This window comes from Marinobacterium stanieri (genome assembly GCF_900155945.1).
Lineage (GTDB): Bacteria > Pseudomonadota > Gammaproteobacteria > Pseudomonadales > Balneatricaceae > Marinobacterium > Marinobacterium stanieri.
The window spans coordinates 88,736-112,922 of record NZ_FTMN01000006.1; the positions used below are offsets into that span (position 1 = coordinate 88,736).

The 24,187-nt window shown below is 58.0% G+C and carries 25 protein-coding genes; 10 read left to right on the top strand and 15 right to left on the bottom strand.

Annotation, left to right across the window (positions count from 1 at the left end):
* Window positions 1-112: 112 nt before the first annotated feature.
* On the bottom strand, window positions 113-529 hold the full coding sequence (locus BW956_RS13880; protein WP_076463276.1) for a putative signal transducing protein: 417 nt from the start codon (window positions 527-529) through the stop codon (window positions 113-115).
* Between the two features lie 166 nt (window positions 530-695).
* Between BW956_RS13880 and BW956_RS22465 the strand changes: the two genes are divergently transcribed.
* Window positions 696-1,328, top strand: coding sequence for a Spy/CpxP family protein refolding chaperone (locus tag BW956_RS22465; protein WP_076463277.1), 633 nt, complete (start codon window positions 696-698; stop codon window positions 1,326-1,328).
* Window positions 1,329-1,348: 20 nt separating this feature from the next.
* Here the strand turns inward: BW956_RS22465 and BW956_RS13890 are convergent, their stop codons facing one another.
* On the bottom strand, window positions 1,349-1,834 hold the full coding sequence (locus BW956_RS13890) for a nucleoside deaminase (protein ID WP_010322577.1): 486 nt from the start codon (window positions 1,832-1,834) through the stop codon (window positions 1,349-1,351).
* 149 nt (window positions 1,835-1,983) lie between these two features.
* Between BW956_RS13890 and BW956_RS13895 the strand changes: the two genes are divergently transcribed.
* Window positions 1,984-2,529: a DUF3087 family protein gene (locus BW956_RS13895; protein WP_083703080.1), complete on the top strand. Its 546-nt coding sequence runs from the start codon at window positions 1,984-1,986 to the stop codon at window positions 2,527-2,529.
* Here the strand turns inward: BW956_RS13895 and BW956_RS13900 are convergent, their stop codons facing one another.
* The 3 genes from BW956_RS13900 to BW956_RS13910 form a co-directional block, all read right to left on the bottom strand.
* On the bottom strand, window positions 2,530-3,378 hold the full coding sequence (locus tag BW956_RS13900; protein ID WP_076463279.1) for a pirin family protein: 849 nt from the start codon (window positions 3,376-3,378) through the stop codon (window positions 2,530-2,532).
* A gap of 122 nt (window positions 3,379-3,500) precedes the next feature.
* Window positions 3,501-3,914, bottom strand: coding sequence for an alternative ribosome rescue aminoacyl-tRNA hydrolase ArfB (gene arfB, locus BW956_RS13905; RefSeq protein WP_076463281.1), 414 nt, complete (start codon window positions 3,912-3,914; stop codon window positions 3,501-3,503).
* 7 nt (window positions 3,915-3,921) lie between these two features.
* Window positions 3,922-4,476: an NMCC_0638 family (lipo)protein gene (locus BW956_RS13910; protein WP_076463284.1), complete on the bottom strand. Its 555-nt coding sequence runs from the start codon at window positions 4,474-4,476 to the stop codon at window positions 3,922-3,924.
* Window positions 4,477-4,612: 136 nt separating this feature from the next.
* Here BW956_RS13910 and BW956_RS13915 point away from each other — a divergent pair, with 136 nt between their 5' ends.
* Window positions 4,613-5,152: a cytochrome c3 family protein gene (locus BW956_RS13915; RefSeq protein WP_076463286.1), complete on the top strand. Its 540-nt coding sequence runs from the start codon at window positions 4,613-4,615 to the stop codon at window positions 5,150-5,152.
* A gap of 11 nt (window positions 5,153-5,163) precedes the next feature.
* The gene (locus BW956_RS13920) at window positions 5,164-6,489 is read left to right on the top strand and encodes a multiheme c-type cytochrome (protein WP_076463288.1); all 1,326 of its coding nucleotides are present in this window, start codon (window positions 5,164-5,166) and stop codon (window positions 6,487-6,489) included.
* A 69-nt stretch (window positions 6,490-6,558) separates the two neighbouring features.
* On the opposite strand, the gene BW956_RS13925 is transcribed toward BW956_RS13920, so the two are convergent.
* Window positions 6,559-6,942 carry a DNA-J related domain-containing protein gene (locus BW956_RS13925; RefSeq protein WP_010322584.1) on the bottom strand — a complete coding sequence of 128 codons (384 nt, stop codon included), beginning with the start codon at window positions 6,940-6,942 and terminating at the stop codon, window positions 6,559-6,561.
* A 99-nt stretch (window positions 6,943-7,041) separates the two neighbouring features.
* Between BW956_RS13925 and BW956_RS13930 the strand changes: the two genes are divergently transcribed.
* The gene (locus BW956_RS13930) at window positions 7,042-9,765 is read left to right on the top strand and encodes a DUF2339 domain-containing protein (RefSeq protein WP_076463289.1); all 2,724 of its coding nucleotides are present in this window, start codon (window positions 7,042-7,044) and stop codon (window positions 9,763-9,765) included.
* Here BW956_RS13930 and BW956_RS13935 read toward each other — a convergent pair.
* The 4 genes from BW956_RS13935 to BW956_RS13950 all read right to left on the bottom strand — a co-directional run bounded on the left by BW956_RS13935 (window position 9,759) and on the right by BW956_RS13950 (window position 16,176).
* Window positions 9,759-12,908: an efflux RND transporter permease subunit gene (locus BW956_RS13935; protein ID WP_076463290.1), complete on the bottom strand. Its 3,150-nt coding sequence runs from the start codon at window positions 12,906-12,908 to the stop codon at window positions 9,759-9,761. The genes BW956_RS13930 and BW956_RS13935 overlap by 7 nt on opposite strands.
* Window positions 12,905-14,107 carry an efflux RND transporter periplasmic adaptor subunit gene (locus BW956_RS13940; RefSeq protein ID WP_076463291.1) on the bottom strand — a complete coding sequence of 401 codons (1,203 nt, stop codon included), beginning with the start codon at window positions 14,105-14,107 and terminating at the stop codon, window positions 12,905-12,907. The genes BW956_RS13935 and BW956_RS13940 overlap by 4 nt, the downstream gene beginning before the upstream one ends.
* Window positions 14,104-15,474: an efflux transporter outer membrane subunit gene (locus BW956_RS13945; protein WP_139327192.1), complete on the bottom strand. Its 1,371-nt coding sequence runs from the start codon at window positions 15,472-15,474 to the stop codon at window positions 14,104-14,106. Before BW956_RS13945 ends, BW956_RS13940 begins: the two co-directional genes overlap by 4 nt.
* A gap of 105 nt (window positions 15,475-15,579) precedes the next feature.
* Complete coding sequence (locus tag BW956_RS13950) at window positions 15,580-16,176, bottom strand: DNA-J related domain-containing protein (protein WP_076463293.1); 597 nt, start codon at window positions 16,174-16,176, stop codon at window positions 15,580-15,582.
* An 84-nt stretch (window positions 16,177-16,260) separates the two neighbouring features.
* Here BW956_RS13950 and dacB point away from each other — a divergent pair, with 84 nt between their 5' ends.
* Window positions 16,261-17,670, top strand: a complete 1,410-nt coding sequence (gene dacB, locus BW956_RS13955) for a D-alanyl-D-alanine carboxypeptidase/D-alanyl-D-alanine endopeptidase (protein ID WP_076463294.1) — start codon at window positions 16,261-16,263, stop codon at window positions 17,668-17,670.
* Here the strand turns inward: dacB and BW956_RS13960 are convergent.
* Entirely contained in the window at window positions 17,667-18,296 is a 630-nt protein-coding gene (locus tag BW956_RS13960; protein ID WP_010322591.1) for a YigZ family protein, read from the bottom strand. The two genes, dacB and BW956_RS13960, sit on opposite strands and share 4 nt — an antisense overlap.
* Window positions 18,297-18,405: 109 nt before the next feature.
* Window positions 18,406-18,546 (bottom strand): hypothetical protein, encoded by a 141-nt coding sequence (locus tag BW956_RS22470; protein ID WP_175612017.1) that lies wholly within the window; start codon window positions 18,544-18,546, stop codon window positions 18,406-18,408.
* A gap of 189 nt (window positions 18,547-18,735) precedes the next feature.
* Between BW956_RS22470 and BW956_RS13965 the strand changes: the two genes are divergently transcribed.
* Both BW956_RS13965 and BW956_RS13970 read left to right on the top strand, forming a co-directional pair.
* Complete coding sequence (locus BW956_RS13965) at window positions 18,736-18,930, top strand: hypothetical protein (RefSeq protein WP_076463295.1); 195 nt, start codon at window positions 18,736-18,738, stop codon at window positions 18,928-18,930.
* A 547-nt stretch (window positions 18,931-19,477) separates the two neighbouring features.
* Window positions 19,478-19,750 (top strand): hypothetical protein, encoded by a 273-nt coding sequence (locus tag BW956_RS13970; protein ID WP_010322593.1) that lies wholly within the window; start codon window positions 19,478-19,480, stop codon window positions 19,748-19,750.
* Window positions 19,751-19,783: 33 nt separating this feature from the next.
* On the opposite strand, the gene BW956_RS13975 is transcribed toward BW956_RS13970, so the two are convergent.
* Together BW956_RS13975 and pdxH are read right to left on the bottom strand one after the other, a co-directional pair.
* The gene (locus tag BW956_RS13975) at window positions 19,784-20,245 is read right to left on the bottom strand and encodes an FKBP-type peptidyl-prolyl cis-trans isomerase (protein WP_076463296.1); all 462 of its coding nucleotides are present in this window, start codon (window positions 20,243-20,245) and stop codon (window positions 19,784-19,786) included.
* A gap of 9 nt (window positions 20,246-20,254) precedes the next feature.
* Window positions 20,255-20,902 carry a pyridoxamine 5'-phosphate oxidase gene (gene pdxH / locus BW956_RS13980; protein ID WP_076463298.1) on the bottom strand — a complete coding sequence of 216 codons (648 nt, stop codon included), beginning with the start codon at window positions 20,900-20,902 and terminating at the stop codon, window positions 20,255-20,257.
* Between the two features lie 117 nt (window positions 20,903-21,019).
* Between pdxH and BW956_RS13985 the strand changes: the two genes are divergently transcribed.
* Window positions 21,020-21,712, top strand: coding sequence for a hypothetical protein (locus BW956_RS13985; protein WP_076463301.1), 693 nt, complete (start codon window positions 21,020-21,022; stop codon window positions 21,710-21,712).
* Between the two features lie 14 nt (window positions 21,713-21,726).
* Here BW956_RS13985 and BW956_RS13990 read toward each other — a convergent pair whose 3' ends face one another.
* Window positions 21,727-22,728, bottom strand: a complete 1,002-nt coding sequence (locus tag BW956_RS13990) for a hypothetical protein (RefSeq protein WP_076463303.1) — start codon at window positions 22,726-22,728, stop codon at window positions 21,727-21,729.
* Between the two features lie 202 nt (window positions 22,729-22,930).
* Between BW956_RS13990 and BW956_RS13995 the strand changes: the two genes are divergently transcribed.
* Window positions 22,931-24,187: an efflux RND transporter periplasmic adaptor subunit gene (locus BW956_RS13995; protein WP_076463305.1), complete on the top strand. Its 1,257-nt coding sequence runs from the start codon at window positions 22,931-22,933 to the stop codon at window positions 24,185-24,187.

Genomic DNA, 24,187 nt, shown 5'->3' on the forward strand with positions numbered 1-24,187 from the left:
GAAAAGAGATGAAAGCCCAAACAGTAAAGCCGGAAGCGAAGGCGGGGCAATCTGGATAGCTTAGGGGATGTTTGTTTCAGGTAATGAATTATGCCACAAAACGACGCGAACTTCAGTGCCGGGCTGCGTCAGAATGCTGCTTGCTGATAGCACCACAACTGTGGCAACGAATGCCGTCCTGCACCCGAAACAGCGGGAAATCGATAGCAAGAAACATCAAGAACGCCCAGCGTCGGCCAATCTGATAATATTCCGTATCCCGGCTGCCACACACTGGACATGCCGGCCGATCTTCTCCTTCCAGCTCAACCAGCGGCGTTTCTCGATCATCCTGCAAAATACGCTGCGCCCGCATTACATCCTCTTGCGCCACCTGCAGGCGGACACCACCGAGGGCATCGGAGTACAGCCACTGCATGTTGATGGTCTGCTCGTCTGCAATAAACGCATCGATACCTTCGCTGTCCAGCAAAGCACGTGCGATCTGGGCTTCGTAGGGGTAGGTATAGCGGGCAATGGTCACTAACATGATACCGGCCTCTCAACTGCTTCCTTGTTAATCATGCCCGCTATACGACGCATGTCAAAAGCCCCGACATTGATCTGGCACAGCACTCCAGCCTTGCGATACCACCGACCTGTGCCACGCTTCAATCAGGTTACCAACGTCGAACACTCAAATATGGAGACTCGACATGAACGTGTCCAAACTTCCACGCTATGTAATTGCGGCGATGACCGCTGCATTGCTCTCCGCCCCCCTCAGTGCCCAAAACCACATGATGCACTCAGGCCCAAACAATATGCCTGGCCAGGGGATGGGGCCCGGCATGATGCAAGGTTACGGACCGATGATGGGATACGGAATGCCCGGCTACATGATGGGGTACGGTGGCTATGGAATGGCCGGTCCCATGATGGGAAGCGGAATGGGTATGGGAATGATGCATGGCGGCCATATGATGGGCAACATGGGGATGATGCCCTGCCCCATGATGGGCGGCATGCAATATGGCAGCGGCCCCGGGCTGCAGTTGAGCAGTGAGCAGCAACAGAAAATGCAACAGATACGAGAAAAGCTCTGGCAACAGCAGCAAGAGCACATGCAGCAAATGTGGGGTCGGCAGCAATCCATGCATAAGCTCTGGCAGGATGGCAAACCCGACAGCGAACAAATTTTGGACGCCCACCGTGACATGCAAAAACAGCAACATGAGATGCTGAAACAGCGTCTTGAAATGCAGGAAGAGATGCAAAAAGTGCTGACTGAAGAGCAGCGCCAACAAATGTGGCAGATGCACCAGCGGATGTATCAGGGCGGCCAGTAACCACCGCCCCGGTAGTGCTTTTATTGGTTGGTCTGGTGTCTGCGCCGATGCAGGGCATGCACCTGATCAACCAGTTCGGGCACCGGCCCCTCGACTGGTACTCCAGGCGCTATTTCGCGTATCGACAGCGTGCTGACCGGCGGCTGAGACAGCCCCATCTCCCTCAACCAGCGCGACAACTGGCGTGATGAACTGGCGTAAACAATGCGACCCAGACCAACCCAAGCGTGGGCCGCTGCGCACATGGGACAGTGCTCACCCGAGGTATACACCGTGGCCTCCCGACGCTGTTCGGGTGTGAGGTTTTCAGCAGCCCACCGCGCCAGTTCAAACTCGGGGTGACGTGTATTATCGCCGGTGGCCACAATGCGGTTGCGGTCCTCGGCCAGCACCTTTCCCTCTGCACTGACCAGTACCGAGCCGAAGGGCTCATCACCCGACTTCAAAGCCTCCTCAGCCAACTCAATTGCCCGACGCAGATGCTGCAAATCCGACTCAGACCACATATAACCTCCTGTTTCCAGAGTATTTAAAAGCTCAGACAGGTCTCAGCCTAGCAGCTTGACCGGCGCTTCACGACTTTGGTTTGCCACAGCCAGGTTAACTGCTAACCTCTGCTATCCCAAGTCTAGCCCTGCTCTGAAGAGACAATCGAATGTCGGACATATTTACGCTGGAAAGCCGTGACCCCGAGCACTACCGTCAGGCCACACGCAAAAGCAATATGATCATCATGCTGACCTTTGCCCTGGTGGCAATGGCGTTGGCCACTCTAAGCGTCAGGGTATTCGGCAGCCCGGAAGGCGGTAATTTTGTCTGGAACCTGGGGGGCGTACTGGCAGGTGTACTGGTGACCACCGCCATATTCAAACTCTACTACTGGCATCAGCCATGGATGGATGAGGCCAAATACGGCTGGCAGCTCAAACGCAGCCTGATGAGCGTGACCAACATCCTGCATGAGGTGAAGGCCGGAGTTGAACGCGATAACCCCACCGCCATGCGTGTCATGCGCTTTTATCATCAGGGTCTGGAACAGATGTACCGGCTGGAGAACAACCAGAGCGAGCTGCATGATCTCCAGCAGGAGAGCGCAAGTCACCGTGACAAGATGCTGGCACAGGGCCTGGAAGCTGATCAGCCATCACTGGACCCGCGCTGGATCGAGCAGCTCAAGCCGGCCAAAAAGTCCAAACGCTGATCACACCAGACGACCGGCCTGGTAGTCCTCGATCGCCTGCTCCACCTCGGCCATGGTGTTCATCACAAAAGGACCATACTGGGCGACAGGCTCGGCAATGGGCTGGGCCGCCAGCAGCAAAATCGATGCGCCTTCAGTACCGGCCGTGAAATGAAGCTGATCACCACTGCCCAGCTCTGCGGCTTCATTCAGGTTTAACGGCTGGCCTCCCAACTGAGCCTCACCCTCGAAAAGGTAGGCAAAGCCGGCTCGCTCATCTGCCAGAGGCAGGCGCAATTCGGCACCGGCCGGCAATCGCAGGTCCAGCATCAAGGGATTACGGCTGATGCCTTTTACTGCACCCTGTAGCGGCTCACCGTGAATCTCAATCTCGCCGGCGATCAGCTTGATCCTTGCTCCCGTGACAGCATCTTCGTATTGGGGAATCTCATCAGCATTGAAATCACGGTAACGCGCGGGCGTCATCTTTTCCGCTGCAGGCAGGTTGACCCAAAGCTGGAAACCGCGCATCAGCCCCTCTTCCTGTTCCGGCATCTCTTCGTGAATCACGCCACGCCCGGCTGTCATCCACTGCACACCACCACTTTCCAGCACGGCTTCATTCCCCAGATGGTCACGGTGGCGCATGCGCCCATCCAGCATATAGGTAACGGTTTCAAAACCGCGGTGCGGGTGGGCCGGGAAGCCGGCAATGTAATCATCCGGATTATCCGAGAAGAAATTATCCAGCATCAAAAAGGGATCGATGCGGTGATGCGCCGAGCGTCCCAGACTGCGCAGCAAACGCACACCGGCGCCATCGCGGCTTTCTCGGGCAGGGATACGGCGATTAATTGTGCGATCGGACATGTCTGGCCTCCTCTAAGCTTATTGCCGTGTTGATCAGATATGCCAGTATTGTGAGATCGATTCTCTTAATGATGAACGGGAAAAAGTGGCGGATTATGATCGGATAAAACGATCAATCTGTATCAAAGGCCAACTTTGCCCCGCATGGACTTGATATTGCCGCGCTGCTTTTTCTTATCCAGACGCTTGCGCTGCGAACTGCGTGTCGGTTTGGTGGGGCGGCGTTTCTTTTCCACTTTGACCGCATTTCGAATCAGTTCGACCAGACGCATCAAAGCATCTTCACGGTTCTGTTCCTGGGTACGGTATTGCTGCGCCTTGATGACGATGATGCCATCACTGGATATGCGGCTGTCACTCAGCCCCAGCAGGCGCTCCTTGTAGAAGGCCGGCAGGGAGGAGGCCTGGATATCAAACCTCAGGTGGATAGCGCTGGATACCTTGTTAACGTTCTGCCCACCCGCGCCCTGTGCACGGATGGCATTGAGTTCAATTTCATGTTCAGGCAGGTCAACTGCATTGGATATCTTGGGCACGTTAGTCTCAACGGTTGGCCAGTGTCAGCGACACCTGCGCCTGAATGGGTGCCTCCGGCTCCTGGGCAGTGATCAGGGTAAGAACCAGACTGCGCTGGGCATGCTCGGTTGCCCACTGCCAGGATAAACGGCCGGACGGGCCGCTCAACGGATATTCCAGCTGGTCATCTGCCAGCATACTGGGCTGAAGCGGAGCCGGTGCCTGCTCGGCCATACGTGCAAACCAGCGTCGGTTGGCCGCAGCATCACCGGCGCGCGCCATGACCCGGCATTCCTGGTCGCCTTCAGGCAGCGCCATCACAAAAAAGCCGAACTGCCCTTTGAAAGGGATTGGCCAGGCATCGCCCGGTTTGTTATGCAAAAAGGCCCGCGCCTGTTCAGGCGGCAGTTTGGGCAGCTCCTGCTGCTCCAGCTGGGCTCTCAGGGTTCCATAGTTTTCCAGGTGTTTCACACAAAAGGACAGATAGATCTTTTGCAGGAAACCGGCATTTTCATCGGCCACGGAAACGGCAGGGAACAGCAGGCAACTCAGCAGCAGGCCAAGCAGGGATGTCTGTTTCATCAATCAGGTCCTCGTCATTCGGCTCCCAGTCTGAACGCAGATCAACAGACTGACAAGTGGACTGGCAATTCTGCCAGCCTTGTCTAAGCTGCGATGAACATAATAATAAACCTGCATTGAATAAGGATATCGGCAGATGTTCTGGATCAAGGCGCTACTCATACTGGCCCTGCTGGGCGGTGGTTCTCTGCTGGCCTGGGCCCTCACCGACAAGGCACTGCACCTCACCTCGGGGCAGGAATTCTGTGGCAGCTGTCACAGCATGAAGCCCATGCAAGCCTCCTTTCTGCGCGACCCACATGGCGGACGCTCCACCACCGGCATCCAGGCCGAGTGTACCGATTGCCACCTGCCCCATGACAGCACCGTCAATTACCTTTGGATGAAAGCCCGCAATGGTGCCTGGGATGTCTGGAAGGAATTTGTGCTGGGCGCCGAAGATGTGGATTGGCATGCCAAGCGGGCCCGTGCGAACGAATTCGTCTATGACTGGGGCTGCTTGAAGTGCCACAACAACCTGCAGCAGGGCTCGGAGCTGGATAATGCTCAGTTTGTTGCCCACAAACCCTACTTTCTCGGCACCATCGATAAAACCTGTATCGACTGCCACCGCGTGGGTCATACCGACCTGGAACGCAACCTGCCCTCTTCCCCTCTTGCGGCTACCGACGGATAAGGAGAACCCCGATGAACCTCCGATTGCCCCTGCTTTTGAGTTGCCTGCTGACCCTGCTGATCCCGTCGCTTGGTGTATCGGCTACCAGTGAAGGCATCGAAATCAACCCGGAAGTACGCTCCCTGGCCTTCAGCCGCAGCCTGACCGAGCTGGGCAAGCAGTGCGTCAGCTGCCACCAGGAGGAACACCCCGGTGTGGTCGCTGACTGGAAAAACAGCCGCCACAGTCATGTTGGCGTCGGCTGTAATGACTGCCATGCGGCCAGCAAGGGGGAACCTGATGCCCAGCTGCACAACCAGGAAGGGTTGCAGAATGTGTATATTTCTCCGCTGGTTTCACCGGATACCTGTGGCCGTTGCCACTCTCAGGAACAGGCCGAGTTCAACCATAGTGGCCACTTCCGTGCCTACCGCCAGATCATTCCCAAGGACAGCCTGCATGCGCTGGTCAAATTCCATGAAGGGCGTGACAACCCGGAACTGGGCAACGCACCGGGCGAAACCGGCTGCATGCAGTGCCACGGCACCGAAATCAAACTGCTGGAGGGCGGCAAGCCGGACCCCAGCACCTGGCCCAACTCCGGCATGGGTAATATCTACCCGGACGGTTCCACCGGCAACTGCGGTGCCTGCCATACCCGCCACCGCTTCTCCATTGCCGAAGCGCGCAAGCCACAGGCCTGTGCCAGCTGCCACCTGGGACCGGACCACCCGGACATTGAGGTGTTCGAAAACAGCAAGCACGGCCAGGTGTTTGCCGCCGAAGGCCATGAGTGGAACTGGGATGCGCCGGCAGATGCCTGGGAGCCTGGCGACTACCGTGCTCCCACCTGTGCCACTTGCCACATGAGTGGCGTTGGCGAGCTGGCGCCGACACACAATATCAGCCAGCGTCTGTACTGGAACCTCTGGGCCAAGCGTTCGGAAGTGCGTAACTCCACCGATGTTCTCAGCCCATTACTGGGCAACGGCCCCCAGGGCCGTGAGGAAATGAAAGCCGTATGCGGCTCCTGCCACGGCGACTCCCATACCGAAGGCTTTTTCACCCAGGGTGATAAGGCGGTTAAACTCTACAACGTGGAATATTACGACCCGGCCAAGAAGATGCTGGATGAGCTGGAAGCCAAGGGCCTGTTGAAGGAAAACCCCTGGACCGATGAATTCCAGATCACCTTCTACCACCTCTGGCATCACGAAGGCCGCCGCGCCCGACACGGCGCCATGATGGCCGGACCGGACTACGCTCACTGGCACGGGTTCTTTGAACTGCAGCAGTCCCTGTACAAACTGCAGGCCATCCACCGCAAGCGCCTGGAAACAGGTGAGATCGAAGACTGAAGACGATGAAAGCAGACCGGCCATTTGGCCGGTCTGCTTAACCCTTAGCTCAAAAGGGACGTAATGACATTAATGGCGCGTGCCGGACACGGACTGCATCAGTGTTTCCACGTCTTCTGCCGTTGTGGTTTCAAAGTTGTGCCAATCAAGATAGTAGGTGCTGAGATCAGGGTTGGGGTTATAGCCTTCCCAGTCGGTACCCGGTTCATGCAATTCTATATGCATGGGCGAAATGCTGAGTACACGCTGCTCCTCGTCCCAAAGCACATTCTGCAGATCATAGAGCGCGTTCATGATAATGAAGTGCTTGCGATAAAGCGCCAGAGAGCCTTCTGCATGCAAGTCCTCGAACAGGTGTTGATGCTCGAGCTGCTGCATCAGGTAGTACTCACTTACGCCTTCCGGATGTTGTCTGATTTCACTCAGGACCTGTGGCAGTACCGGATTCACCATGATTCCCCCTGAGGCTTTGCTTTGGTAAAGGGGCCTGCCTAAAGTATAGTCAGCAGCATATGGACTGCCACCTGGGTGGCACTGGGACGGAGAATCTGAATGGATGCCCTTTGGCTGTTACTGCTGGCGTTTCCGCTGTTTCTGCTGCTTGGCTCAATATTGGGCATACGCGCCTGGTTGAATACGCATCAATTGCGCCAGGAGATACAGCACCTGCACAACCGTTTGGCCCACTATGAAAACCAGGGGGTCGGGCAGACTGCGGCCCGCCCACAGCAGGCCGAACCACCACCGCAAAGCGCAGAGACTCCCCCTCCCCCAGAGCCCGAAGATTCTGCCGACCTAACAGCCGAATCTGACACAGCCTACGCAGCAGCCTCACCTGCGCCCGAGCCTGTCACCACTTGGGGGCCAACGGCCAACACCTCTCCCTATACCAGCCCCTCCAGTGAGGGTTCCACCAAGCCTGTAGTGGATACAACACCGGCGCAGCCCGGGTTCCTTGATCGGCTTCAGGCCAGTATTCGCGAGCACTGGATGACCTGGCTGGGTGGCCTTTGCGTGGGCCTTGCCGGTGTCTTTATGGTGCGTTATTCCATAGAGCAGGGCCTGCTGGGGCCCGAAGCAAGGGTGATTCTATCCCTGTTGGTGGGCGCAGGCTTGCACGTACTGGCCGAGTGGCTACGACGACGCCAGGGCCAGAACAACGTATTTGCCGCGCTGGCTGGCGGTGCCAGTATCATCCTCTACTCCGCCCTTTTCGCGGCCTTCAAACTATTGCCGGGTATCGCGCCGGGGCTGCTGTTCCTTGCCATGGCACTGGTCTCTTTTGCCACCCTGGTGCTCGCACTGAGGCACGGTCCCATATTGGCCGCGCTGGGCATGCTGGGTGGATACCTGGTACCCATTCTGGTCAACACCGGCAGCGGCAATATCGAGCTGGCGTTGGTCTATATCGGCATTCTGACTCTGGCGTCTCTCTGGTTGCTCGGCTATGTGCAGCGCCGCTGGCTCTGGCTGGGCGTGATTGGCGGCAGCCTGTTCTGGTGGCTGCTGAGCCTGGGCGCCAGCCCGGCAGACGGCGTTCGCTCGGCCTACCTGCTGGCACTGGCATATCTGTTCCTGGCCGTGCCCGGTTATGACTGGCTACTGACGCAAACCGAAACCCCAACAGCCAACTGGCTGAACCGTCTCAAGGGAGTACGAGAGTCGGCCCACTGGCCAGTCATTCCGACGCTGGGGCTGATTACGCTGGCGCAGGGCTATACCCTGGCGACGGAAGGAGTCCCTCAGGCAGCCTACCCAACCCTGCTGTTGCTGCCGGCACTGCTTCTGCTGGTGGCCAGCCGTCGACCACTGCTGAACCCTTTACCCGCGTTAATGTTGATCGCCACAGCACTTGCAGTGGTCATGCCCATGCTGAGTTATATGGGTGATCAACTGATTTTCACCCCGCCTGATGCCGATACTCAGGCAGCACTGGTGTCCCGCTTTGTCATGCTGACGTTGCTGTACACGGCCGCAGCGGCCTGGCTGCTGCAGCGTCGGATCGAACACCCGGGCTTCTGGGTTACGCTGGGCTGTTTTACTCCGTTGCTGATGCTGGCGATGGGGTACTACCTGTTTACCGCGTTCAGTGCTGACTGGGCCTGGGGTGGTGCTGCACTGATCCTGGGCTTGAGTTACCTGGCACTGGCACGGCTGGCGCTGGAGCGCGGTGGCAATGACCTGATCAAAACAGCCCTGTTCAGCGGGGCGCATCTGGGCCTGTCACTAGCCGCTGTAATCTGGTTCACCGATGCCACGCTCACCCTTGCCCTGGCGCTGCAACTGGTCAGTCTGTCGCTGCTGCAACAGCGTTTCCAGCTAAGCCTGTTGCCTTGGGTGATTCGACTGTTACTGGCGGTGGTGGTCTGCCGTTTGACCTTTAACCCCTGGCTGCTCAGCTACGATATGGGTACGCACTGGTCGCTCTGGACTTACGGCGGTGCTACAGCCTGTGCCTTTGCAGGTGCCTGGATTCTTCGCAACGACGACAAAATGACGGCCTGGCTGCAAGGGGCCGGTGCTCATTTGCTGGTGCTGACGCTGGCAGCAGAAGTACGTTACTGGCTGTATGACGGCGACATCTTCCGCCAGCAGTATGGCTTCATCGAAGCCAGCCTGAACACTCTGATCTGGGGTACGGCAGGCTGTGTCTACCTCTGGCGCGCAACGCTCAGCCGTCATCTGAAACGTTTCTACCAGATCATTGCCAGTCTTCACCTGCTGGCGGCCGCCGCCAACCATGTGCTGATTGTATTGTTGCGGGAAAATCCGATGTGGAGCAGCTCACCGCTGAGCGATACCCCCATTTGGAACCTGCTGCTGCTCAGCTATGGCTTGCCCTGCCTGCTATTGCTGGTGCTCTGGCGTCAGCTGCCGCATGCGCTGGGACGCTGGATGGCACTGGCATCCGGACTGAGCCTGCTGCTGTTTGTATCACTGGAGATTCGCCATCTCTGGCAGGGTGGCAGTGTCAATCTGGCCAACCCCACATCGGATGGCGAGTTGTACACCTATTCAATCGTCTGGTTGCTGCTGGCCTCGGCGGCCATGATCCTGGGTAACTGGCTGCAGCGGCGCAACCTGTATAGAGGCGGCATGGCGCTGTTGCTGGTCGTGGTCGCCAAGCTGTTCCTGGTGGACATGTCAGACCTGACCGGTCTCTGGCGCGTCGCTTCCTTCATGGGACTGGGGCTGGCCCTGCTGGCACTGGCCTGGCTGCATCAGCGCTTTACACCAACGCCCTCCGCAGCCGGGGACCCGACGGCCACTCAGTGAGTGGCCGTGTCGGTGGTTTTGGCCTGACCAGACAGGCGTCGTGCCAGGCGGCGCAGATCCTCCAGCAGCATGAAGTTCACCGGCACCATAATCAGCGTTACCAGTGTTGCGAAGATAATGCCAAAGCCCAGCGAAACCGCCATGGGAATCAGGAACTGTGCCTGTACCGCCTTTTCGAACAGCAGCGGCATAAGGCCGATAAAGGTGGTCAACGAGGTGAGCATGACCGGGCGGAAACGGGCCACCCCCGCGACCAGTACCGCCTGCAGGGTCGCCTCGAAATGTGAGTGCTCACCTGCTTCCTGAATCTCCTGGCGGCGCCGGTTGGTAAAGTCCACCAACACTAGGCTGTCGTTCACGACCACACCGATCAGGGCCATCAAGCCCAGCAGGCTCATGATGGTGAGATCCATCCCCATGATCCAGTGGCCAATGATGGCACCGATGGCACCAAAGGGAATCACCGACATCACGATCAGCGGCTGCAGGTAGGAGCGGAACGGAATCGCCAGCAAGCTGTAGATGGCAAAGAAGACAAAACCCAGACCGATCGCCAATGAAGTGAAGGATTCACGCTGTTCACGCGCTTCCCCTTCCAGGCTGTAGGACGAGCCCGGATACTGCCGCACCAGCTCTGTAAGGAACTCGCTCAGATCCCGGTTCAGCACCGTGGTATTAGTGCTTTCCTTGTCCATGTCTGCTACCACACTTACCGTGCGCTGCTGATCCACACGGTAGATCGCCGAAGGGCTCTGCCCCGGCACCAGCCGTGCTACCGAGTCCAGTGGCACCTGACCGGTGGAGGTGGAGATCAAGACATCGCGCAAGCCGGCAATGGCCTGGCGCTCCTCAAGGGGCAAGCGCACCATCACGCGCACATCATCACGGCCACGCTGTACGCGCTGCACCTCAATACCGAAGAATTTCTGTCGCACCTGACGGATGATGTCACTGCGCGTCAGCCCCAGCAGGTGTGCCTGCTCGGTCAACTCCAGCTGCAGCTCTTCTTTGCCATCAGACAGGTTATCGGCAATGTCGTACAGCGTCGGATAGGTAGCCAGCCGTTCTTTCACCTGATCCGCCATGGCTTCCAGGTCCTGGATGCGTGTCGAACGCAGCTGGATATCCACCGGATCACCACCGCGGCCAATCTCGGCGCGGAAGGCAACGGTTTCTGCACCCGGGATCGGTCCGATCAGCTGGCGCCACTCACTGACGATCTGGCGCGTGCTGATCTCCACCTCACGCTCTTCCGAAGGCACCAGCTCAAAACGCACTCGGCCCACTTCGGCACTGCCGCCGGAGCCGGTGGTGGAATAGATATTCATGATCACGCTTTCACCGGTGGCCGGATCACGGTAATCATCCTGCAGCTCACGAGCCGCTTCCACCATGCGAAAGATGTGACGGTCGGTCACTTCAAAGGGGGTGCCGCTGGGCATGGTCAGCGTTACACGTGCGGTATCACCCTGCACGCGCGGGAAAAATACAAAGCGGGTCCAGCCGGACGTGACCATCGACATGATCAGCATGAACACGCCGATAAACAGCGCCAGCGTAGTCAAACGGTTGCGCAACGCCACACCCAACAAGGGCTTGTAGTAACGCACGATCAGTCGTTCAAACCCATCGGCAAAGCCTTGCTGCAGTTTGGCCAGTCGGCCCTGGCTTTCGACATTTTCATGGCGCAGCTTCAGATGCTTGAGGTGGGCCGGCAGCACGAACTTGGACTCGATCAGCGAGAACAGCAGCACCGGGATGACCACCACCGGAATCTGGGCAAAGAAGGCGCCACGATGGCCTTCGATAAACGCGATCGGCAGGAATGCGGCAATGGTGGTCAGAATCCCGAAGGTCACCGGCACCGCCACTTCCTGGGTGCCTCGAATTGCCGCCTGAAGACCCGACTCGGCACCACGCAGGTGACTGTAGATATTCTCACCGGTGACAATGGCATCATCCACCACGATCCCCAGTACCAGAATAAACCCGAACAGAGACAGCACGTTCAGGGTGACCCCGAATACCGGCATCAACAGGAAGGCACCCATGAAGCTCACCGGAATGCCAATGAACACCCAGAAGGCGATAGAAGGACGCAGGAACAGGGTCAGCAGCAGCAGGACCAGCACCCCGCCCTGAATGGCATTGGTGGTCAGTGTATTGATACGGCTTTTGACGATTTCGGAATCATCGTCCCAGTAGCCCAGATGCAGGCCTTCGGGCAGCAGGGACTGCTGCTCGGCAATATAGTTTTTAACTGCATCCGCCACCGCGATGGCACTCTGGTTACCCACGCGATAGACCTCGATCATCGCCGCCGGCTGACCGTTAAAGCGGGTTCTCAAGGCTGTTTCTTCAAAGCCGTCACTGACGCTGGCCAGGTCCCCGAGGCGCAGCAGGCTGCCATCGGGATGGGTTTTGATGATGACGTTTTCAAACTCGTCACGGCTGTAGGCCTGGCCCTTGGAGCGAATCAGGATATCGCCGCCATCGGTGCGGATGTTACCGGCGGACAGGTCCAGCGAGCTGGAGGATATACGCTCGGCCACCTGCGCCAGGGTCAGGTCATAGGCACGCAACTGATCCTGGGAGATCTCGACACCGATCTCATAGCTGCGCACGCCATCCAGCTCGGCCTGGGTTACGCCATCCAGTTGCAGAATGTCATCACGTACCTGCTCGGCATAGCTGCGCAGTTCATGCTCACTCAGATCGCCCGCCACGGACACCGTTATCACATCACGCTTGAACGTGGCCAGTGCAATCACCGGCTCTTCGGCTTCAGCGGGGAAAGTACCGATTTCGTCGACCCGGGATTTCACATCCGCCAGCAACTCGCGCGGGTCATAGCCCTTATCCACTTCTATGGTAACAGTGGTCCCGCCTTCCACCGAGCGGCTGCGAATCTCTTCCACACCCTCCAGGTCACTGACCGACTCCTCGACCCGGGTCGCCAGACTCAGCTCGGCATCTTCGGGCGTGGCACCGCGCAGGCTGATGCGCACACTGATTGAATCCGGCTCAAAGCTGGGGAAAATTTCCAACGGAATATTGAGCTTCAGTGACATCAAGCCGGCAAACAGAATGCTGACCATCAGCAGGTTGGCGGCCACGTGGTTGCGGGCAAACCAGGCGATCATGAGCGGTCTCCATCAGGCTGCCCCTCAGTGGGCTTGGCGACCCTGGCGGAATCGCCCTGCACTCTGACCGGTGTACCCGATACCACCTGCCCCAATGAAGTCAGTACCAGCCTGTCCCCTGTTTTCAGGCCCTTTTCGATCAAGGCCTGGGTGTCATCCTGCCAGGCTACGTCGATTTCGCGGCGCTGCAGCACGCCCTCTTCCACCACATAGACATAGCTGCCCTGATAGATCGCCTTGTTGGGAATCACGATCGCGTCTTCAACCTGCACGCCTTCAATGGCCGCCGTGACATATTGCCCCACTTTTAGCGGGATGCGATCTACTGCTTTCTCGCCGTAAGGGTCTTCAATCTGTGCCAGCACATGCAGCTGACGACTGTCTTCATCGATGGCACCTTCGGTCTGAACCACCTTGCCCTGCCAGGTTTCCGGTCGGATCAGATCAGAGTGGATCGCCACTTTGGGCTGAACCGGCGTGACTCCTTTGACGCGGTATTCCTCGGGCAGCTCCAGATAGCCCAGATCACGGTTTTGCAGGGGCAGACGCACCTGCAGCACATCAACCGCGTAGATGCTGCCCAGAGTTGTTCCGCTTGAGACGATCTGCCCCAGGTCAACGGATTTTTCCAGCACACGTCCGGCATAAGGAGCGCGAATATGGGTGCGCTCCAGATTCAGTCGAGCCTGTTTTACCGCCGCTTCAGCCGACGCCAGCGTCGCCTGCGCAGCACTCAACTGGGGTTTGCGCAGCACCAGCGGAGGCGCTTCACCGGCATTACCGAGCCGTTTCCAGTCGGCAGCCGCCTGGGCACTGCGTGCCACCTCTTCTGCCAGTGCCTGACGCGCACTCATCAGGGTGGCTTCAGCCTGGGCCAGATCCGCTTCGTAATCACGCTCATCCAGTCGAATCAGTTCTTCACCCGCTTCAAAGAAGCCACCGGCGCGGAAATCCGGGTTGAGCCAGACCACCTCACCTGCAACCTGTGGCAGCAGCGTGCTCTGTGTTCGGGGCTCTATACGTCCGTAACTGCGCACCTGAATATGAAAGCTGTCCATTTCAATCGGCAGCACTTCCACACTGATACGTTTGGGCTCGGGCGGAGCGCCACGCTGGGCCTGGGGCGGATTCTGGGTAATCTGCCAGCTGGCAAAGCCTAGCAGGCCAATAACGAAAAACGGCAGTAGGCGTTTGATCATGGGGTGTCCGGCTCCGGTTCAGCAGTCGTGTCGGCACTGAAGCGTCCGCCCAGTGCGCGATAGAGTTCGATACGGTTGTGCAGCAGCTGCAGGCGCAGATTGATGACATTGGTCTGGGCATCCAGCGAGCGCCGCTGGGCCTCGAGTACTGTGGTAAAACTTTCCAGACCATTGCGGTACTGCTCGAACGCCAGCGCCTCGGCATTGAGTGCATTCTGCTCGGCCTTGAGATACAGCTGGTAACGATTGTGCAGGCTGCGCCGCTCAGACAGGGCATTTTCAACTTCGGTCAGTGCTGCATACACCGCCTCCAGCCAGAGCTGTTCCTGCTCTGCCCGGTCAGCCAGAGCCTGGGCCTGCACAGCCTCCTTGCGGCCAGCATCGAACAGGGTTTGGGTCAGTGATGCCCCGAGGCTCCAGGCCAGGTTTCCGGTTCGAAGCAGATCACTGAGCGCATCACTGCTGCCACCCTCGGCAGCACTCAGGGTCAAGCTGGGAAAACGGTCGCGATGGGCCGCCGCCAAGGCGGCGTCACGCGCCAGCAAACGCAGCCATGCCTGCTGCAGATCGGGGCGACGACGCAGCACATCCGCCGGCATACCCGCCGGCACTTCGGCATCCAGCAACGGCAAAGAACCACTGCTGCTCAATTCGGCGGCAGGGTAGCGACCCAGTGTTTGCTCCAGGTCGCGCTGCAGCTCACTCAGTGTCTGGCGTTGCTGTTCCAGCCGGGCCGCTTCAGAGTTGACGTTGTTCCGCGCCAGGTACAGATCCAGCGCTTCGTTCAAGCCCTGACGGTAACCGGACTCGATGATATCCAGGCTCTGTTCCAGGGTGTCATGGCGGCGGGTATAAAGTTCGAGCAGCAGCCGCGCTTCCTGGATTTCAAACCAGGTGCGGCTCACATCAGCCACCAGCTCTTCGCGCTGCTCTTCCAGCGCCGCTTCTGCCGCGGCGTAGGTAAAGGCGGCCTGCTGAGTGCGCGCGTCCATCTCGCCCCAGATATCAGGGGTCCAGCTCAGGTTCAGGCTCAAGGAGTCGGAGCGATCCGTGTTTTCCTGTCGCCGTGCACCCAGCTCCAGTGACAGTTGCGGATAGGCATCGGCGCCAGTGGCGAGCCATTGCTGTCGAGCTGAAACCAGGCTCTGGCTTGCAGCCGCCAGCCCCGGGTTATTGTTCATTGCTTCTTCAACCAGGCCTTCAAGGGCGGGATCTTGCAGGGTGTTGAGCCAACCGGGACTGGCGTTGCCAATATCGGCTTCAGCCTGCCAGCTGTCCTGAATGTCAGGTACGGGTGGCTGTAATGAAGGTGGGGTACTGCAGGCACTCAAAAGTGCCACAAGGGGCAACATCAAATAGACGCGCACATCTGCTCCCTGATCTGGTTGAAAAGAACTCGGCCCTGTGAGCGCTAATAGTAGAGAATTGTTCCCGCAATCACAGCGCCTTTTACATTTCTTTACGACCGCTGTTCAGGACCGTTGCGCATTGCGCAGGAATTCGTAGGCGCGCCGGACTTCAATAAAGACCTCGCTGTCGCCACCCTTGTCCGGGTGACACTGGGCAGCCAGGTGCCGGTAACGGCTGCGCACCATTTCGGCAGACGCGCCTGCTTCCAGGCCCAGGGTTTCATAAGCGCGTTGACGCACATCCGGATCGGCACACTGCATGGCAAAGCCTTTCATCAGACGACGCACATCCTCGGCGCTGGTCTGTTCCAGCTGCTGCCAGTCCAGGTAGTAGGCACGCAGTTTGTTTTCCTGATCCGGCAGGTCAGCACTCTGTTCAGCGATGGGCACAGGGTCGATATAAAGACGCACGCTCAAAGGCGAGATTTCCAGCCGCAGCCCCTCTTCATACCACAACCGCGATTGCAGGCTGTAGAGACCATGCATGATCATGAAATGCTTTTGAAACAGGCGCAGCTGGTAGTCGTCTGCCAGTTCGGCAAAGGCAGGGTGGGTTTCCAGTCCCTTCATCAGGGAAAATTCACTGATCCCCTCAGGGGCACCGCGCAGCAGGTCCAGCAGCTCGGGTATCAGGGGGTTGGGGCTTATGGCGTCAGTCATCTGCTCTCCGCAGTTGCATTTTCCTGTCATGCCTCCCTCCCCTCTGGCAGAATGAGGCTCAGGTTCACAGCAGGACAGACGATCATGTTGCTACGCTTTCTTATCCTCCTGATCCTGGCACCGCTTGTCCACGCCAGCGACTGGAAAAACCTGATCGACCAGGCCCCGGAAGGCAGTCAGGTCGCATTGGTGGTGGAGCCGCTCAGTGCCAGCGCACCCTTGCAGATACACTACCGGGACGATCGCTTTTTACCGCCCGCCAGTACCCTCAAACTGTTTACGGCCAGCGCCGCTGAACTGTCATTGGGACCCGACTATCGCTTTACCACCGGGTTATGGAGTCGAGGTCAGCAAACAGGTGGCCAGTGGCATGGTGACTGGCTGCTGGAGTTCACCGGCGCTCCAGATCTGACCCGCCGCCAGCTGGCTGACTTATTAGACAACCTTCGCCAACGCAAGGTCCGTGAGATCAAGGGCGACCTGCTGCTCGATACCAGCCACTTCAGCGGCTATGATCGCGCCATCGGCTGGCCCTGGAATAACCTGGGCGTCTGTTACAGCGCACCGGCAGCAGCCCTGACTCTGGAGGGCAACTGTGTCGCCGCCAGTCTGACAAGCCGAGGCGACAATCGCCCGGCCCGCTTCTTTGTCCCCGCTCATCAGCCGGTTGAGGTTACTTCGGATGTCGAGGCGATGCCGCCCGAGCAGATGCGGGAATCACTGTGCAGCCTGGAAGCCCGGCTTGGCCCCGGCAACCGTTACCATTTAAGCGGTTGCATCAATAGCAAGCGTGAAGTGCTGCCGCTCAACTTTGCCGTCAACGATCCCTTTGCCTACGGCAGGGCCGTGGTGCAGCAGGAACTGACCCGTCTTGGCATTGTACTGCGCGGTGATATCAAATTTGGCCAGCGCGACCCGCAGTGGCAACCGGTGGCTGAAGTCCACTCGGCCCCCCTTGGCGAGTTGCTGGCGACCATGTTGCAGGACTCGGACAACCTGATTGCCGACCTGACTTTCAAGAATCTGGGTGCGCTGGATGGCCAGGCAGGCAGCTTTGCCCTCGGCGAGCGTAAACTGAAGCAGATACTGACCGAGCAGACCGGTATCGACCTGACGCTGGCCCGTATGGAAGACGGCTCAGGCCTGTCCCGCGATAACCTGGTACAGGCACGCCAGTTGGCTCAACTGTTGCGCTGGCTGGCCGAACATCCGCAGATGATCAGCCACAGCGCGCTGCCGGTCAGTGGACAGAACGGCACCCTCAAGTACCGACGCAGCACCCGCAAACCACCTTTGGCAGGCGCTATCCAGGCTAAAAGCGGCACCGTGAATGGCTCCCGAAATCTGGCAGGCTACATGGATACCGCTTCGGGCGAGCGCTATGTATTCGTGCTTATGATCAGCGGCCTCAGCCTGCCGGAAAGAATGCCAAGACCGACGCCTCTTACTGTTTTCGAACGCTCGCTGCTGGAGTGGGTACACGCGAACGGTTAAACACTGTCATCCAGTCGCTTGATTGTGGCTTCACCATGCAGCAGCTCGGCGGCCTCAGCCTCGAACTGCTCGCACCGGTTCAGGTCCAGGGAACAGGCCAGCTGAACCTGCTCGGCAAACTGCTGGTCACGTATGCTGACGTCAAAGCGGTTCAGCAGCCCTTCCACTGTCCCGGTCAGCCCATAGCCATAGGTTAATTGGTATTGCGCCTGGGGTTCACAGTGCTGCATCTCGGTTTCTGCCAACACGGCACGCACAGATTGGGAATAGGCCCGCACCAGCCCGCCGGTCCCCAGCTTGGTGCCGCCAAAGAAACGGGTCACCACCACGCAGGCCTGCCCCACATCGGCTCCTGTCAGAACAGCCAGCATGGGCCGCCCGGCGGTACCTGAGGGTTCGCCATCATCACTACTGCCCAGCCCGGTTAACGCATAAGGTTCAGCCGCCACAAATGCCCAGCAGTGATGGTTGGCGCCCGGAAAGCGCTGTCGCTGTAGCTCAATGAATGCCTTGGCATCGGCCTCGGACTGAACCGGTTTCAGGCTGGCAATAAAACGGCTTTTCTTGATTTCGATCTCGGCCTCGGCTTCGGCCAAGGGGATCTGGTAGCTTTGAGGGCGGGACACAGCAACTCCAGCGGATGAATTCACCGGGATATGGTATCAGAGTCGCTGGCGGGGAGTAGAAACAAAAACCCCCGCATTCAGCGGGGGCTTCCAGACAGATCTGCAGAGCTTATTTACCGTGCTTGTGCGCGTCTTCAGACATCAACTTGCGCACCTTGATAAAGCCCCAGATCATCGCAGCTGCCATACCGGCAACACCCAGCAGGCTGGGCCAGAGAGTACCAAAGCTGTAAGCATCGATCCCGAACATAGCAATCACCTTTATCGCTTGCATCTAATGTTAGGGTCAGATTACTCCCATAAAGACTGGGGACTATTGACTTGGCTCAACAGAGCTTGTTCATTTTTTAAACACCCCCTTAAAGCCCTATTCCAGCTTGATTCTCGTCAATTTCTGAGCCATATCTGAGTATGACAACTCAATACAAGGAGCTCATCCATGTACCAGCGCAAACAGTGGACTGCGGAGCAATTGAGCAAGATGAATGAGGAAAGCTTCCTGGTCGAAATGCTCGACATGTTCCAGTACTCACCCTCCAATGCAGACTCAAGCTCCACCACCCAGATGCAGAGCAAACTCGATGCTGTCGAGGCCGCTCTGAAAGCCCGTCTGGAAGCCACCCGCGAAAACTGATCATTTCTGATTCTTCCTTCGGCAGACAGGTTCTGTCTGCCCTGCTCCCCCGTTTTATCCCTGCTTGACCATCACAGCTGATGACGCCATAGCCACCGGACTGAAGGCCCTGATCCCCCGTTCTCAGCCTGAAGCTGCTTGATAACAGCAGGCGGCTTCCTGGCTGCAGCTGTACTCCATACGCTCCTCCCCGCTCTCTTCTCACTTCCCACTTCTCCTTGTTTGGCTCAAATTCGGCTTCAAATTATCTTAATTATTTATTGACTAATCACAATTTAATAGAGACACATCAATATTCATTAAATACATATCAGAAACATATTTAAATAACCAAACAATCTAACCAGGGTGAAAATAAAAAACCATGTAAATCATAGGCTTAGATCCATTTCCTTCTGTATCCAAAAAAACTGCGCCCGGGCAATAAAAATCCTTTTATTTCAATGAGATACAGACCAGCAAGTGGGGATATTTATTTGCCATTAATCATAACTGTAAATATAATGATCAATATCGATTAAAAATTAATCAAAAAAGAACTAAGACAATGCAAGAGAAGGAAATCAAGTTGTTATTCAAGGCGGGAGTGTTTGAATCCTGTCAGGCGATTCCGATCTCAATGTCACGCGGCTGGACATTGAAATTCATCACTCGGGATCAGGATGTGGTGACGCTGAACTTGCAGCGCTCCAAACATGAACGTGAGTTCAAAAGCCTGGATGGCGCATCAGCCGTGGCACGTCGAATTGGCTTCGACTGGTTGAATGTGCAGATCGGTGAGTTGCAGTGGCGGGAAAAGGTGTCCCGAACCGGGAGCTAACCGGTTCGGGTCGATCCTGGATATTGGGGTGATTTAGCGGTCAGAGCCAGCCAGTTCCTGCTCGGTTGCAGCACGCACGGCCACAACCTCAACATCGAACACCAGGGTCTGGCCGGCAAAGGGATGGTTGGTATCCACACGAACTTCGCGTGTGTCCAGCGCAACCACTTTGCCCAAACGCATTTCGCCCTGTTCGTCTTCGATCTGGCAGAACAGGCCGATTTTCAGGCCCGGCATGCCGGCGAAAGCTTCTCGATCCAGTTCGAGCACCTTGCTTTCATCCCGTTCGCCATAGCCCAGCTCAGGCGGCACTTCCTGACGGAAGGTATCGCCCGCAGCTCGCCCTTCCAGTGCCTGTTCAAGACCTGGCACGATCTGGCGGTGGCCGTGGATGTAAGTCAGCGGTTCGGCATCACGGGAGCCGTCCAGTACTTCACCATCCGTGCCTTCAAGGGCGTAATGAAAGCTGACATGGGTGTCGCGGGTAATGTTCACAGCTGGTCCTCAGGGTTGCAGGCGTTCCAGACGCCATTGATCGGCGGCCAGAGTATACCGGAAACGGTCGTGCAGACGGTTTTCACGGCCCTGCCAGAACTCGAAATGCTCCGGCACCAGGCAGTAACCACCCCAGGTTTCCGGACAGGGCACGACCTGATCGGCATATTCGTCGTCCAGTTTGGCGACCCGCTGCTCCAGGGTAATTCGGTGATCGATGGGCTGGGTCTGGTCAGACACGGCGGCACTGAGCTGGCTGCCACGCGGGCGCTGGTGGAAATAGGTTTCGCCATCAGCGAAGGGCAGTTGTTCAACCCGACCACGGATACGTACCTGACGCTCCAGGCCACGCCAGTAGAACAGCAACTCTGCCTTGGGATTCTGCGCCAGCTGCTGGCCCTTTTCACTGCGGAAATCGGTGAACCAGCAGAAGCCGCATTCGTCATAGCGCTTGAGCAGTACGATGCGTGCACTGGGCCAGCCCTCGGCATCAGCGGTGGCTAATGTCATTGAGGTGGCGTCATCCGGGTGTGCGGTCAGCGCAGCCTGCATCCAGTCTTCAAACTGCAGCATGGGGTCTGCCTGCATCTGCTCCCGATGCAACCCTGCCGCAACATATTCCCGGCGCAGGGCACTGATTTCAGAGGATTCACTCATCGCTATCTCCAGTCGTTTGCTACAGGCCAATACTATAAAGCATGGCTTGGGGGTTATACTGCCCCTGATCACGGGTGAGGCATTTTCACCGATTTTACGGCAGTGGAGAACAGGACGATGACATTGAAGCCGATACGCACCGCCTTGCTGCTGGTTCTGAGCGCCAGCTTGCTGCTCGGCGGTTGTACCACCACTGGCAAGCCTCGCCCGTTTCAACTCAAGAATCTGGCCAAGTCGGAGATCGACATGGTCACCGATCTGCATATCGAAACCGTCAACCAGCTGGCACGCGAACTGACTATCAAGCTGTACAAGCGTAACCCGCGTGAACTGGCCAAGGTACCCGGCATGACGGTATCCCGCCGCCTGGAATTGTTGTTGGGGTCGCCGCGCCCCATTCGCCACGCCGAGTTGAATAACCTGTACGCAGAGAAGGCGATCCCGTTGGCCTTTGATGCCGATTTCAAGGGTGACCGGGTATTCGCGCTGATGATCGGTATCACCGGTATGTTGCATGCGTCCTACAACTACCGCGACGAGTTCTACATGCTGAACGAGATCGACCAGCAGAAGCTCTACAACTCGGCACGCAACCTGGAAGCCGTAGCCTGGCGCCTGAACACCTACCGCCAGCCCAACGGTACGCCTTTCCTGCTCAGCAACAGCCCGGCCAACCTGAGCTTTGAGCGCCTCCTCGGCAAACTGATTGCACACCAGGACATGATGGCGCGCATCGTCTCGGACTCCACCAACCGCGCCATCAACACGGTGGTGCATGGCATCGCCTCAACCACGCTGCTGCCGATCTAAGCGACTGAGTATAATCAGCAATCCCGCAGGGGCTTGAGTACGCGGATATCGGCTATCTTGTGGTTCTCGTTGAGGAACAGGGTGACATCCGCCTGCTCCGGCATCTGCTCCAGCATGGCACGTGTCAGGCGCTCATAGTGCTGAATAAAGCGCTGGATTTCGTCCTCGTTCATGATGCGCAGGTGATCCGTGGGCTGCTGGGTGTCATAGATATAGCGTACCCGCTCCGCCAGCTTCTTCTCCTGCAACGAACGCCACTCATATACTGCATCCATACTCGGTACACACAGCATCAGCAGCATATCCAGACGTTCGAACAGTGCCTTGTAAGGCCCTTTCAACTGTTCGTTCACGTAGGTACGCCAGACGGCGTCTGTATCTTCGTCACGTTCCAGCACGTTAGCCGGGTCAGCCAGCTCAGCTTCAGATTGCGGCTGGGCGCCGACACACCAACCCTCGAACACGATCAGATCTGCACCACCGACCCATTCCTGCCAGACGGAATCGGGACAGCGGTCATCAATGGATTTGTCGAACACCGGGATCTTGGTGATGCGATCAGGATCATCGGCACAGAGGCTGTCGATGATCTCGACGCCCAGATCAACGTCGTGGGTGCCGGGTACACCACGTGTGACCAACAGCGGGTGCACGGACTCAGCCAACAGTTCACGGTCAGCGCGGGTCTTGTACAGATCATCGATGGAAAACCCCACCACGCGCAGGCCGAAGCCTTCACCCAGAATGACCTCCAGCAGGTTGAACAGGGTCGATTTGCCGGCGCCCTGGGCACCATTGATGCCCAGCACCAGCGGCCCTTCCTGACGCCGTTGCCGGGCCAGAATCCAGGCCGCCAGCGGCACGTAGATCTCTTCAAACATCTCTTTCAGGCCGATATCCACCTTGAGCGATTCCAGCGTCGCTGCAAACGCCTGCTCCACTGCATTGACCGCATGACGGCGCTCTTCGTCGGAAAGGCAGAGCTGATTGCGGGGCCAGCGTGTCAGTAGGCTCATGGGGTCTCCTTGCATGATCGACCTGTGGATAAGGGCACTGAGTCTACACCAGTTGCAATCTCGGGTGATATCCGCAGTAATGGCATTCGGTGCTGTGGATAACCCCCAGTGATTGCCATACCATAGATCCAAATTCCGCCGGGTTCCGTAAGCGGCGGTCTCTTCTGTACGCGACACTACTCATCGACACCAAGGATGCCTCATGCGTGACTCTGTCGGGACGTACTCTCTGTTCAAGCGTCTGTTGCCGTTGCTGATTCTGGCCATCGCCGGTCTGATCACCTTTGCATTGGTCAAAACCCGTGAGCAACCTCAGGCACAGGACGCCCAGATCAAACGCTGGAACGTCACCGCGACTCAGATTAACAGTCTGTCTGCGGCCCCCGAGCTGAGGCTGTACGGCCAATTCGAGCCGCCTCAAACGACGCGCCTGAGCAGTGCCCTCAACGCCGATGTAAGCCATATCCTCGCGTCCGAGGGTGAACGCCTGCCCCAGGGCAGCCTGTTGCTGGAACTGGATGCACGTGAGGTTGAACTCCAGCTGCGCCAGCGCAAGGCCGAACTGGCGGCCATCGACGCTCGCATCAACGCCGAGCAGGTGCGTTACCAGCATGACCGCAGCTCATTGAAGCTGGAGCAGGACGTACAGGCCCTCAACCAGGACCGGGTTGATCGCGCCGCAAGCCTGCAGCAGCGTAACCTGCTGAGCCAGGAGCAACTGGATGCCAGCCGTCAGACGCTGCGCCAGCAGGCCCTGGCTATCGAAGCACGACGCCAGTCCATTGCCGATCATCCCAACCGGCTGGCCCAGCTGGAAGCCGAACGCGAGCGCATTCAAAGCCAGATTGAACTGGCCGAGCTGGACCTGGCGCGCACCCGCATTCAGGCCCCTTTCAATGCCCGCATCCTCAGCATCGAAACCGCGGTCGGTAACCGAGTACGCCCGGGGGATGCCTTGATCACTCTGTACGACCTGGACCGTATTCAGCTCAGAGCACAGGTGCCTGACCACTGGCGCGAGCGCCTGGGGCAAGCCCTGGAGCAGGGGCCGTTGCAGGCTCGTGCCGAACTGGCCGGAGAAACGGTGTCGCTGGAAATGCAACGCCTGGCGGCCCGCATCAACCCCGGCCAGGCCGGCGTGGATGCCCTGTTCAGTCTGCCACCAAAAGGCCAGCTGCCATTGCCGGGACAAACCCTCAGCATCCGTCTGTTGCTGCCACAGCAGAACGCGCTGTTTGCCCTGCCGCCGGAAGCTCTTTACGGCACCAACCGCGTGTACCGTCTGGATGAGGATGAGCGCCTGCAGGCCGTGAGGGTAGAGCTGGCCGGTCAGCGCCAGCTGACTGATGGCCAGCAACAGGTACTGGTCAGTGCCGACGCCCTGACCAGCGGTGACAGGGTCATCACCACGCAGCTGCCCAATGCCATCGGCGGCCTGCCGGTACAGGTGGTGGAGTAA